General features: G+C 68.3%; 10 protein-coding genes and 1 pseudogene. 2 read left to right on the forward strand and 9 right to left on the reverse strand.

Features of this window, described 5'->3' with window-relative positions; translation table 11 throughout:
* Positions 1–19: 19 nt before the first annotated feature.
* From nuoE to mqnC, 9 genes and pseudogenes are all read right to left on the reverse strand, one after another.
* Positions 20–790, reverse strand: a pseudogene (nuoE, locus tag ACFO0C_RS02855) (NADH-quinone oxidoreductase subunit NuoE); the annotation flags it as partial.
* Positions 787–2,112, reverse strand: coding sequence for an NADH-quinone oxidoreductase subunit D (locus tag ACFO0C_RS02860; RefSeq protein ID WP_378064885.1), 1,326 nt, complete (start codon positions 2,110–2,112; stop codon positions 787–789). The gene ACFO0C_RS02860 and the pseudogene nuoE, both read right to left, overlap by 4 nt.
* Complete coding sequence (locus tag ACFO0C_RS02865; protein ID WP_378064887.1) at positions 2,109–2,816, reverse strand: NADH-quinone oxidoreductase subunit C; 708 nt, start codon at positions 2,814–2,816, stop codon at positions 2,109–2,111. Before ACFO0C_RS02865 ends, ACFO0C_RS02860 begins: the two co-directional genes overlap by 4 nt.
* Positions 2,813–3,484 carry a NuoB/complex I 20 kDa subunit family protein gene (locus ACFO0C_RS02870; protein WP_378064888.1) on the reverse strand — a complete coding sequence of 224 codons (672 nt, stop codon included), beginning with the start codon at positions 3,482–3,484 and terminating at the stop codon, positions 2,813–2,815. Before ACFO0C_RS02870 ends, ACFO0C_RS02865 begins: the two co-directional genes overlap by 4 nt.
* A gap of 6 nt (positions 3,485–3,490) precedes the next feature.
* A complete protein-coding gene (locus tag ACFO0C_RS02875) occupies positions 3,491–3,856 on the reverse strand; it encodes an NADH-quinone oxidoreductase subunit A (RefSeq protein ID WP_425319650.1) in 366 nt (121 codons plus the stop codon).
* Between the two features lie 92 nt (positions 3,857–3,948).
* Complete coding sequence (locus tag ACFO0C_RS02880) at positions 3,949–5,244, reverse strand: geranylgeranyl reductase family protein (RefSeq protein WP_378064889.1); 1,296 nt, start codon at positions 5,242–5,244, stop codon at positions 3,949–3,951.
* A gap of 120 nt (positions 5,245–5,364) precedes the next feature.
* Complete coding sequence (locus tag ACFO0C_RS02885) at positions 5,365–5,607, reverse strand: hypothetical protein (RefSeq protein WP_378064890.1); 243 nt, start codon at positions 5,605–5,607, stop codon at positions 5,365–5,367.
* Positions 5,608–5,674: 67 nt separating this feature from the next.
* Positions 5,675–6,370: a demethylmenaquinone methyltransferase gene (locus ACFO0C_RS02890; protein ID WP_378064891.1), complete on the reverse strand. Its 696-nt coding sequence runs from the start codon at positions 6,368–6,370 to the stop codon at positions 5,675–5,677.
* A gap of 294 nt (positions 6,371–6,664) precedes the next feature.
* A complete protein-coding gene (gene mqnC, locus ACFO0C_RS02895) occupies positions 6,665–7,900 on the reverse strand; it encodes a cyclic dehypoxanthinyl futalosine synthase (protein WP_378064893.1) in 1,236 nt (411 codons plus the stop codon).
* Between the two features lie 105 nt (positions 7,901–8,005).
* Between mqnC and ACFO0C_RS02900 the strand changes: the two genes are divergently transcribed.
* Both ACFO0C_RS02900 and ACFO0C_RS02905 read left to right on the forward strand, forming a co-directional pair.
* Positions 8,006–10,963, forward strand: coding sequence for a DEAD/DEAH box helicase (locus ACFO0C_RS02900; protein ID WP_378064894.1), 2,958 nt, complete (start codon positions 8,006–8,008; stop codon positions 10,961–10,963).
* Between the two features lies 1 nt (position 10,964).
* Positions 10,965–11,780 (forward strand): SWIM zinc finger family protein, encoded by an 816-nt coding sequence (locus ACFO0C_RS02905; RefSeq protein ID WP_378064895.1) that lies wholly within the window; start codon positions 10,965–10,967, stop codon positions 11,778–11,780.
* Positions 11,781–11,805 lie beyond the last annotated feature (25 nt).

The following is an 11,805-nucleotide window of genomic DNA, read 5'->3' on the forward strand; positions in this document are numbered from 1 at the left end:
TGGCGTCCGATGCCGGCTTGTTCGCGGCCACGCCGGCCGCCTCGGCCTTGGTGGTCACCTCGTCCTTGGGCAGCGGCTTGGTCTTGGTGATCGGGGTGTCCGGGTCGAACCCGGCCACCGCCACGCCGTGCTCCTGGGCGAGCCGCACACCGCGCAGGGTCGGTGCACCGGCCACCCCGTCCGCGACCGCGCCGCCGCGCGGGTCGGCGAATCCGGCCAGTTGGTACTGCATCTCCTTGAGCGAGCAGATCCGCGCACCACGCGACGGGGTCTGGTCTCGGCCCTGGCGCAGGTTCTCCACCATCTCGACCGCGCTCTGCGGGGTCGCCTGGTCGACGGTGAAGTCGTAGTTGACCGTCACCACCGGCGCGTAGTCGCAGGCCGCGAGGCACTCGGCGTGCTCCAGCGTGATCTTGCCGTCGGCCGAGGTCTCGCCGTGGCCGACGCCGAGGTGCTCGACCAGACCGTCGTACACCTCCTGGCCGCCCATGACGTTGCAGAGGGTGTTGGTGCAGACGCTGACCAGGTACTCACCGGTCGGCCGGCGCTTGTACATGGTGTAGAAGGTGGCGACCGCCCCGACCTGGGCCTTGTTGATGCCGAGCACCTCGGCGCAGAACGCCACACCGCTCGGGCTGACGTAGCCCTCCTCGGTCTGCACCAGGTGCAGCAGTGGCAGCAGCGCCGACCGCTCCCGGCCGGCCGGGTACCGGGCCAGGATCTCCCTGGCCGGTTCGAGAAGCTTCGCCGCCAGCGGTTCGGCGGCCGGCGAGAAGTCCACCGTTGTCATCGGTCACACCCACCCATCACGGGATCCAGCGAGGCGCCGCCGGCGATGACGTCGGCCAGCAGGGCGCCTTCGGCCATCGCCGGGATGGCCTGGAGGTTCACGAAGCTCGGCTCGCGGTAGTGCACCCGATAGGGGTGGGTGCCACCGTCGGAGACCGCGTGTACGCCGAGTTCGCCACGCGGGTGCTCGACCGCGACATAGACTTGACCAGGCGGAACCCGGAAGCCCTCGGTGACGAGCTTGAAGTGGTGGATCAGCGACTCCATCGACTGACCCATGATGTTGGCGACATGTTCGAGGGAGTTCCCGAGTCCGTCCAGACCGAGCGCGAGCTGCGCCGGCCAGGCGATCTTCTTGTCCTCGATCCAGATCGGACCGGGCTTGAGGCGGTCCAGCGCCTGCTCGACGATTTTCAGCGACTCACGGATCTCCGCCATCCGGACCAGGTAACGACCCCAGACGTCGGCGGTCGTCGCGGTCGGCACGTCGAACTCGTAGGTCTCGTAACCGCTGTACGGCATCGTCTTGCGCAGGTCCCAGGGCAGGCCGGCCGAGCGCAGCACCGGGCCGGTGACGCCGAGCGCCAGGCACCCGGTCACATCCAGCACGGCGACACCCTGGGTGCGCTGCTGCCAGATGATCTGGCCGGACAGCATGTCCTCGTATTCCTTGAGCTTCTTCGGCAGGTACTTGAGGAAGTCACGGATCTTGCGGACCGCGGAGTCCGGCAGGTCCTGCGCGAGACCGCCGGGCCGGATGTAGCCGTTGTTCATCCGCAGGCCGGAGGTCTCCTCGAAGATGTCGAGGATGTACTCCCGCTCGCGGAAGCCGTACAGCATCATCGAGATCGCGCCCAGCTCCATGCCCGTGGTCGCGAGCCAGACCAGGTGCGAGGCGATCCGCTGGAGCTCCATGAACATGACGCGGATCGTGTTGGTCCGCTCGGTGATCTGGTCGGTGACGCCGAGCAGCTTCTCCACCGCGAGGCAGTACGCCGTCTCGTTCGACATGTTCGCGAGGTAGTCCATGCGGGTCACGAAGGTGACGCCCTGGGTCCAGTTCCGGTACTCGAGGTTCTTCTCGATCCCGGTGTGCAGGTAACCGACGACCGGACGGACCTCGGTGACCGTCTCGCCCTCCAGCTCCAGCACGAGCCGGAGCACACCGTGCGTCGACGGGTGCTGCGGGCCCATGTTGACGACGATCTTCTCGTTGCTGAGCGGGTCGATGCTGGACGTGATGCTGTCCCAGTCGCCGCCGGTGACCGTGAAGACCCGGCCCTCGGTGGTCTCGCGCTCGGTCGCGTACTCAGATGTGGTCACTGGTAGACCCTCCGCTGGTCGGGAGGCGGAATCTCGGCGCCCTTGTACTCGACGGGCACGCCGCCGAGCGGGTAGTCCTTGCGCTGGGGGTGGCCCTCCCAGTCGTCCGGCATGAGGATCCGGGTCAGGTTCGGATGGCCGGCGAAGACGACGCCGAACATGTCGTAGATCTCCCGCTCCTGCCAGTCGGCGGTCGGGTAGACCCGGGTGACGCTCGGAACCGTGACACCCTCGGCGACCGCGACCTCCAGCCGCACCCGGCGGCGATAGGTCATCGAAGTCAATTGATAAGCGACGTGGAAACGGCGCTCATCGGAGCCGAGATAATCCACTCCGTCAACGGACGAACACAGTTCGAAGCGCAGCGAGGCGTCGTCACGCATTACCTGACACACCTCGACGATGTGCTCGGCACGTACGTGGAGTGTGAGTTCGGCCCTATCTACGACCACCTTCTCGATGGCTTCGGAGAGAGCCGGATAAGCTTCTTCCAACGCGTCATAGACGTCGTCGAAATACTCGCCGTAAGGCCGTTCGCTGCCAAAAGCAGCAGGTCGGGGGCGGACCAGGCGACCGAAGCCGGAGACGTCTCCGGTCCCCTTGACGCCGAACATGCCCTTATCCGGGCTGGGCGGCGTTTGTGCCGGGGCACCCAATTCGGCACCCGCCGGGACACTACCCTGAGTTCCGGACTCAATACTCATTTGTGAGCCTCCCGCAAATGCGGCTGGAGTTTCATCCAGTTCTCGATCCGCAATTGCTCCTCGCGTCCCTCTTTAACGGCCTGGGTCCATTCCTCACGACGGGCCTTGTCCGCGCGGTAGGACGACGGCATGGCTCCCGGGGCGACGACCGGAACTCGGCCCTCGGCCTGCCGAGCTTCGAGCATCTTGCGGCCGTTGGGGCCGAGCGGCTGGGCCATGACCTTCTCGCGCATCTTGAGGATGGCGTCGATCAGCATCTCCGGCCGCGGCGGGCAACCCGGGAGGTAGATGTCGACCGGAACGATGTGGTCGACACCCTGCACGATCGCGTAGTTGTTGAACATCCCGCCGGACGAGGCGCAGACGCCCATCGAGATCACCGATCGCGGCTCGGGCATCTGGTCGTAGATCTGCCGGACCACCGGGGCCATCTTCTGGCTGACCCGGCCCGCCACGATCATCAGGTCGGCCTGACGGGGCGAGGCCCGGAACACCTCCATCCCCCAGCGACCGAGGTCGTAGTGGGGACCACCGGAGGCCATCATCTCGATGGCGCAGCAGGCGAGGCCGAACGTGGCGCCCCAGAACGACGACTTCCGAGCGTAGTTGGACAGTTTCTCGACGCTCGTCAGCAGGATGCCTGCCGGGAGTTTCTCTTCGATTCCCATGTCACATCAGTCCCAGTTGAGGCCGCCACGCCGCCACACATACGCGTAGGCGATGAAGACGGTGAGGATGAACAGGACCATCTCCACGAACCCGAACAGGCCGAGCATGTCGAAGGAGACGGCCCACGGGTACAGGAAGATGGTCTCGATGTCGAAGATGATGAAGAGCATGGCGGTCAGGTAGAACTTCACCGGGAACCGCCCGCCACCGATCGGTGTCGGCGCCGGCTCGATTCCGCACTCATAAGCGTCGAGTTTCGCGCGGTTGAAACGCTTGGGCCCGACGATGGGGGCGACGGACACCGAGAACAACGCGAACAGGGCGCCTAGAATCAGCAACCCGACGATCGGGACATAAGGGTTGATCGTCATTTCTACTCCCGTACGACTGTTAGCCGCTTCACACTAGTTACTGTGGTTGTGCTGTCCTTTGGTCGGGGTGCCTGATTTGCCTGATTTCGAAGTCAGACGGACGGCGCCACCTTGGTCAAACCGTTGATGATGCGATCCATGGCGTCGCCACCCCGGGGGTCGGTGAGGTTGGCCAGGAGCTTGAGGACGAACTTCATGAGCAGCGGCTGCGGCATGCCGTACTTGGTGGCCAACCGCATGATCTGCGGGTTGCCGATCAGCTTCACGAAGATCCCGCCGATGCGGTAGTAACCACCGAATCGGAGACTCAACTCGGCGGGGTACGCCTGCAGGGCCCGCTCGCGCTCGGGGCCGAACGGACGGGCCAGAGCCTGCACCGCCACCTCGGCCGCCATCTCGCCGGACTCCATCGCGTAGGCGATGCCCTCGCCGTTCATCGGATTGACCATGCCGCCGGAGTCACCGACCAGCAGCACGCCACGGGTGTAGTGCGGCACCCGGTTGAAGCCCATCGGGAGCGCGGCGCCGAGCGTCGGGCCGTCGGCGTTGGCCTCGTCGCGCAGGCCCCACTCCTCCGGGGTGCTACCCAGCCAGTCGGTGAGCAGGTGCCGGTAGTTCGTCTTACCGAACGCGTTGGAGGAGTTGAGGATGCCGAGGCCCACGTTCACCCGGCCGTCGCCCAGGCCGAAGATCCAGCCGTACCCGGGCAGGAGCCGGGACGGGTCCTGCGCGCTGCGCAGCTCCAGCCAGGACTCCAGGTAGTCGTCATCGGCCTTCACGGCCGAGTGGTAATACCGCCGGACCGCCACACCGAGCGGCCGGTCATCGCGCTTGGCCAGGCCCAGGGCGAGCGGGAACTTGCCGGAGACACCGTCCGCGGTGATCACCAGCGGGGCGCGGAACTGCACCGGCTCCTTCCCCGGGCCGACCTTGGCCTCGACGCCGATCACGTAACCGTCGTCGTTCTGCACCGGGCCGGTGACGTTGACGCCGGTGCGCAGCAGGGCACCGGCCTCGACCGCTTGCCGGGCCAGCATGTCGTCGAAGTCCATCCGGGTACGGACGAGGCCGTAGTTGGGGAAGCTGGCCAGCTCGGGCCAGTCCAGCTCGAGCCGGACGCCGCCGCCGATCACCCGCAGTCCCCGGTTCTGCAGCCAGCCGGCCTTCTCGGAGGTGTCGACGCCCATCCGGATCAGCTGACGGACCGCGCGCGGGGTGAGACCATCGCCGCACACCTTCTCGCGGGGGAACTCGGTCTTCTCCAGCAGCAGCACGCGGACGCCGTGACGTGCCAGGTGATACGCCGCCGCCGACCCACCGGGGCCGGCTCCGACCACGATCACGTCAGCCTCGTCGGTGACGGGTCCACTCGCTACGTGGTCGCTCACGGTCCAACCTCCGTCTCGCCCGGGACGCTCGTGAATTAGTTCACAAGCATGCCTCGATCGGAGTGTAGGCCGACTATCGAAGATCTTTGCGCTTAGGTCTGCCTAATTGTTTCGACGGCACTAACGTCCCTGCTCAGGCACCTGAAGGACCCGCTCCGCCACGCCGAGCGCCGGACCGTCAAGGTGCTCACGGATGGTTCCGCCCATCGCCCGGTCGAGTGCAACGATCAGCCCCTCGACCAGATCCTGGGCAAGATCGGGGTCCTGTGCGGCGACCATCCGCAGCCGGGTGGCGAGTTCGGTGGCACGACGCTCGCCCGCCTCACCGTCGTCGATGGCGAGGTCGATGTCGGTGTCGTCCAACTGCCCGATATCAGTCATAAACCGAGCAAAGCAGTGCATTAACCGCTTTGTTCGGCGAATAGTGGTTTTACACCCGAGTGGCTCGATGCAGCGCCACGATGCCGCCGGTCAGGTTCCGCCAGCCGACCCGATCCCACGGCCCGGCCTCGGCGATCCGGGTCGCCAGACCCTGCTGGTCCGGCCAGGCCCGGATCGACTCGGCGAGATAGACATACGCCTCCGGGTTGCTCGCCACCGCACGCGCCACCGCCGGCAGCGAGCGCATCAGATACCGCAGATAGACCGTCCGGAACGGGCCGTTGACCGGGTGGCTGAACTCGCACACCACCAGGCGGCCGCCCGGCCGGGTCACCCGGGCGAACTCACGCAGCGCGGCACCGGTGTCCACCACGTTGCGCAGGGCGAAGGAGATCGTCACGGCGTCGAAGGTGGCGTCCGCGAACGGCAGCCGCAGCGCGTCACCGGCCAGCAGCGGCACCTCGGCCCGCACCCGCCGGCCGGCCCGGAGCATGCCCACCGAGATGTCCGCACCGACCGCGAACGCGCCCGACCGGCTCAGCTCCTCGGTCGACACCCCGGTGCCCGCACCCACGTCCAGCACCCGCTCGCCCGGCCGGAGGCCGAGAGCCGCCCGGGTGGACCGGCGCCACCCGCGGTCCTGCCCGAAGGAGATGACCGTGTTGGTGAGGTCGTACCGATGGGCCACGCCGTCGAACATCTCGGCGACCTCGTGCGGCTGCTTGTCCAGATCTGCGCGCGTCACCAGGCAAGCCTGCCAGATAACAGAACGGGCGGGATGGTTGCCCATCCCGCCCGTGCCTTGTGCGTTATATATACGACCGCCATCGGTCGGGTCCGACTGCTCGTCACCGACGCTGACCGCGGCAGGCGACGCATGAGTGTTACCGGTGCCTTACAAGAGGCAACGTAACCAGCGGGAACGACCCGGTACAGCCAACCGCCGGGCTCGTTACGAAGGAGCAACCCAGCCTCACCGGTCCGACGATCCGAACCTGGCCGAACGGCTGACTGCCACCCCCCGAAGGGACCGGTTCGCTCAGGCGACGTCGACCATCGGAAGCTGCTTTCGCCCCCCGCCGGGCAGGGCGATCGACGAAAAGTGAGAGACGACACGGTCATCGGTCGGGTCGTCGGCCGGCGTGTGGTGCACGGCCAAGTGCCTGTACCACGTGTCACGCCACGCCGGGATCCGGTCCGCGGTGCGGATCATCGAGATCAGCTCCTGCAGGTTCGACCGGTGCTTGGCGCCGGCCGAGGAGATCACGTTCTCCTCCAGCATGATCGAGCCCAGGTCGTCGACACCCATGTGCAGCGACAGCTGGCCGATGTCCTTACCCGTGGTGAGCCAGGACGCCTGGAGGTGGGACACGTTGTCGAAGAACAGCCGGGAGACCGCGATGAACCGCAGATACTCCATCGTGGTGGCCTGGGTGCGGCCCTTGAGATGGTTGTTCTCCGGCTGGTACGTCCACGGGATGAAGGCCCGGAAGCCACCGACCTCGTGGGACTGCTCGACCGGCACGTCCTGGTAACCGTTGGCCACGGCCAGGTCCTGCACGTCACGGATCATCCGGATGTGCTCGATGCGCTCGACGTTGGTCTCGCCGGTGCCCATCATCATGGTCGCGGTCGACGACAGACCGTGCCGGTGCGCGATCGCCATCACCTCGAGCCAGCGGGCGCCGCTCTCCTTGAGCGGGGCGATGGCCTTACGAGGCCGGTCCGGCAGCATCTCCGCGCCCGCACCGGCGATCGAGTCGAGCCCGGCCGCCTTGATCCGGATCACCGCCTCCTCGATGGAGACACCGTCGACCTTGGCCATGTGCAGGATCTCGCTCGGGCCGATCGAGTGGATCGCCAGCTGCGGGAACGCCTGCTTGACCGAGGAGAAGAGCTCCTCGTAATAGGCCACCCCGAAGTCGGGGTGGTGGCCACCCTGGAGCATCACCTGGGTGGCGCCGAGGTCGACCGCCTCGCCGGCCCGGCGCAGGATCTCCTCGGTCGGGTGCGCCCAGCCCTCCTTGTGCTTGGGGGCCCGGAAGAACGCACAGAACTTGCACGCCGTCACGCAGACGTTCGTGTAGTTGATGTTGCGGTCGATCAGGTAGGTGACGATGCCGTCGGGATGGCGCCGGCGCCGGACCGCGTCGGCCGCCTCGCCCAGCGCGTGGAACGGGGCCTCCGTGTAGAGCAGCAGCGCCTCCTCGGGCGTGATCCGCCCGCCGTCGGCGCCGCGCTGGAGGATGCTGTCGATCTCCGGATTCGCGGTCACGAACTGAAGCGTACGTCCATCGGCCTCCCGTCGTCAGCGGCGCGTGTCACCGGCTCGTCACCTGCCGGGGGCTAGTCTCGACGCAACGTTCAGGGAGGGGTGGATGTGCTCGTCGTGCACGGTGGGTGGGTGCCCGGCAGCGGGCTGATCGTCTGGGCCGAGGACCCGGGCCTGCCGCTGACCACGAGCTCCCGGGCGAGATCCCGTCCACACCCGTTCGCGACAGCTGATCTCCCCAGTCTGCCCGGGGCGGTCGCCGGGTCGATGCCGCTCATGCTCCCCACCACCGGTCGTGGCCCGCTGCCGTCGCCGGAGACCGGCCTCGACACCGCGGCCCGGGGAGTCAAGCTCAGCGCCTGGACGGTTCCGGTGCTGACCGTGCCCGCCGGCCGGGCACTCGAGACCCTCGCCGAGCCCGATCTCGACGATCAGTGGGTCGTCGGGTCGTCGCTGCGCTACCTCCGCCTGCTTGCCGGATACGCCTGTGACCTGGCCCGGCGCGGCCGGATGCTGCCGCAGCTGGTGACCGAGGGCGGCGTGCCCACGGCCCGCTGGCGGCCGGTGCTGACCGGGTCCGACACCGCCTCCTTCCGGGACTTCGCGGCCGGCATGCCGCCGGTGGTCCGGGCCGCGGGAGAGGGCCAACCCCTCGGGCGTACGGTGCGCGACGCCCTCGAGTGGATGCTCGACAGCGCGGCCCGGGCCGTCCTGCCGGAGCGGCTCATGGTCGGCCAGCGCCCCGGCCCGAAAGCGGCGCTCCCCGATCGCTGGCTCGCCGCCCTCACCGGCGACCCGGCTCTGCCCGGCGCCTCCGACGCCGACGTCCGTGACCTGCGCCGGGCCCTCGACGACTGGATGCGGGCGGCAAACGAGGCGCACGGGCCGATCCGGGTCAGCTTCCGGTTGATCGAGCCGGCGCCGGAGACCGACGAGTGGGCGATGGAGTTCGCGCTCCAGTCCGCCGAGGATCCGGCTCTCTACCTGCCCGCCGAGGATCTGTGGGAGGGGGCGCGGTTCCCGGGGCTGCCACGGCGGCCCGACGAGACGCTGCTCGCCGGCCTGGGCCGAGCCGTGCGCCTCTTCCCGCTGCTGCACGTGGCCCTGCTCCAGCAGCGGCCGGCCGTGATGACGCTGAGCACCGCCGAGGCCTACGACTTCCTTCGCCAGGCGGCGCCGCTCCTCCAGGCGGCCGGTTTCGGGGTGCAACTGCCGGCCTGGGCCGGCCGCAAGGCGGTGGGGCTGAAGATGACCACGCGGACGAAATCGAAGGCGGGCGGTGGCCGGGCCGCGGCCGACTCCGGGTTCGGGCTGGAGCAGCTCGTCGACTTCCGCCTCGACCTGGTGATCGGTGACAGCGTGGTGAGCGCGGAGGACCTGGCCGAGCTGGCCCGGCTCAAGGTGCCGATGGTCCGGGTGCGCGGGCAGTGGGTGGAGCTCGACGACCGGCAGCTGAAGGCGGCGCTCAAGGCGGTCGGGCAGCGACGCGAGGGCGAGATCACCGCGGGTGAGCTGCTCCAGCAGGTGGTCGAGGGTGGCGACGAGGATCTGCCGCTGGTCGAGGTGGACGCCGACGGCGATCTCGGCGACCTGCTCTCGGGGCAGGCCGCCGAGCGGTTGAGCCCGATGCCGACCCCAGCCGGATTCGAGGGGGCCCTCCGGCCGTACCAGGAGAGGGGTCTGTCGTGGTTGACCTTTTTGGGTCGTCTCGGTCTGGGCGGGGTCCTCGCTGACGACATGGGTCTGGGGAAGACCGCCCAGACGTTGTCGCTGCTGCTGACCGACGCCGGGTCGAAGACGCTGTTGATCTGCCCGATGTCGCTGGTCAGCAACTGGTTCAAGGAGGCCGCGCGGTTCGCGCCGGGTTTGCGGGTCTATGTGCACCACGGTGGCACCCGGATGCGAGGTGAGGAGTTCGACGAGGCGGTCGCCGGCGCCGATCTGGTGATCACCACCTACGGGACGGCGCTGCGTGACCTGGAGACGCTGCGGAGCGTGACGTGGAGCCGGGTGGTCTGCGACGAGGCCCAGGCGATCAAGAACAGCGGGACCAGGCAGTCGCAGGCGGTCCGGGCCATCCCGGCGCGGACCAGGGTGGCCCTGACCGGCACCCCGGTGGAGAACCATCTCGCCGAGCTCTGGTCGATCATGGATTTCTGCAATCCGGGGCTACTCGGGCCGGCCAAGAGGTTCCGGCGCCGGTTCCAGGAGCCGATCGAGAGCCGGCAGGACGAGGACGCCACCGCCGTCCTGAAACGGGCGACCGGCCCATTCGTGCTGCGCCGCCTCAAGACCGACAAGAGCATCATCTCGGACCTCCCGGAGAAGAACGAGATGAAGGTGTGGTGCACGCTCACTCCCGAGCAGGCCACCCTCTACCAGGCGGTCGTCGAGGACATGCTGGCCGAGATCGAGAGCAGCGAGGGCATTCAGCGCCGCGGCAACGTGCTGGCCGCGATGATGAAACTCAAACAGGTCTGCAACCATCCGGCGCACCTGCTCAAGGACGGTTCCCGGTTGCCCGGCCGGTCCGGCAAGCTGGCCCGGCTGGAGGAGCTGGCCGACGAGATCATCGAGGACGGCGACAAGGCCCTGATCTTCACGCAGTACGCCGAGTGGGGCACCCTGCTCCAGCCCTATCTCGCCGCGCACACCGACCGCCCGGTGCTCTGGCTGCACGGCGGTCTGAGCAAGGCCCGCCGTGACGAACTGGTCGAGCGGTTCCAGACGTCCGCCGAGCCGATGCTGTTCCTGCTGTCGCTCAAGGCGGCCGGCACCGGTCTCAACCTGACCGCCGCCAACCACGTCGTCCACTTCGACCGCTGGTGGAACCCGGCGGTCGAGGACCAGGCCACCGACCGCGCCTTCCGGATCGGGCAGTCACGGGATGTGCAGGTGCGTAAGTTCATCTGCACCGGGACACTGGAGGAGAAGATCGACGCGATGATCGAGCGCAAGAAGGCGCTGGCCTCCTCGGTCGTCGGGACCGGCGAGGAGTGGATCACCGACCTGAGCACCGACCAGTTGCGGGAGCTGTTCTCGCTGGACCCGGGGGCGGTGCGCTGAGGTGGCCTTCTTCGAGCACGGCCGCCCGATCGAGGTCGACGGTGGCCTCGCCGTCCGGTCGAGACGCGGCAAGATCGGCGAGCAATGGTGGTCCCGCCGTTTCGTGGACGTCCTGGAGGGCGTCTGCGACCCCGGCCGGCTGTCCCGCGGGCGGGCCTACGCACGCAAGGGCCAGGTGATGGACTTCGCGCTCTCGCCGGGCCGGGTGCTGGCCCGGGTCCAGGGCTCCCGTCCGAAACCGTACGAGGTGACCATCCGCGTCGCCGCCTACGACGACGCCCGATGGTCCGAGGTGATCGACGCCCTCGGGTCCCGGGCGCTCTACCGTGCGGCGCTGCTGGCCGGTGACATGCCGCACGAGATCGTCGACCTATTCTCCGAGCTGGGCTCCCCGCTCTTCCCCGAGCGGCTGGACATCGACTGCAACTGCCCCGACTGGGGAGTGCCCTGCAAACACGGCTCGGCGGTGCTCTACGTGCTGGCCGAGGCGTTCGACGACGATCCGTTCCTGGTGCTGGCGTGGCGTGGCCGCGGCCGGGAGGAGTTGCTCGACGCACTGCGCGGCACTCCCGAGCCGTCCGAGGTGATCGATCCTCTGGCCGTCGAGGAGGAACCGCTCGATGCCCGGCTCGCCGATTTCTGGTCGCCGGCGATCAGCCTGGGCCGGCTGCGGGAGCGCCCGGCCCGCGGCGTGACCCCACCGGAGCTGCTGCTGCGGGCCCTCGACGCGCCACCGGTGAAGGTGCGGCACGTGCCACTCACCGATGTGCTCCGGCCGCACTATCGTGACCTGGCGAAACCTGACATGGAGGAATAGAGGCCGCATCCATCGTGGACCGATC

It is taken from the genome of Actinoplanes subglobosus, from assembly GCF_042650585.1.
Taxonomy (GTDB): domain Bacteria; phylum Actinomycetota; class Actinomycetes; order Mycobacteriales; family Micromonosporaceae; genus Actinoplanes; species Actinoplanes subglobosus.

Coding starts and splice junctions, on each gene's coding strand:
- ACFO0C_RS02875 (WP_425319650.1), bottom strand. CDS start 3,856: ATGACGATCAACCCTTATGTCCCGATCGTCGGGTTGCTGATTCTAGGC.
- ACFO0C_RS02870 (WP_378064888.1), bottom strand. CDS start 3,484: ATGGGAATCGAAGAGAAACTCCCGGCAGGCATCCTGCTGACGAGCGTC.
- ACFO0C_RS02865 (WP_378064887.1), bottom strand. CDS start 2,816: ATGAGTATTGAGTCCGGAACTCAGGGTAGTGTCCCGGCGGGTGCCGAA.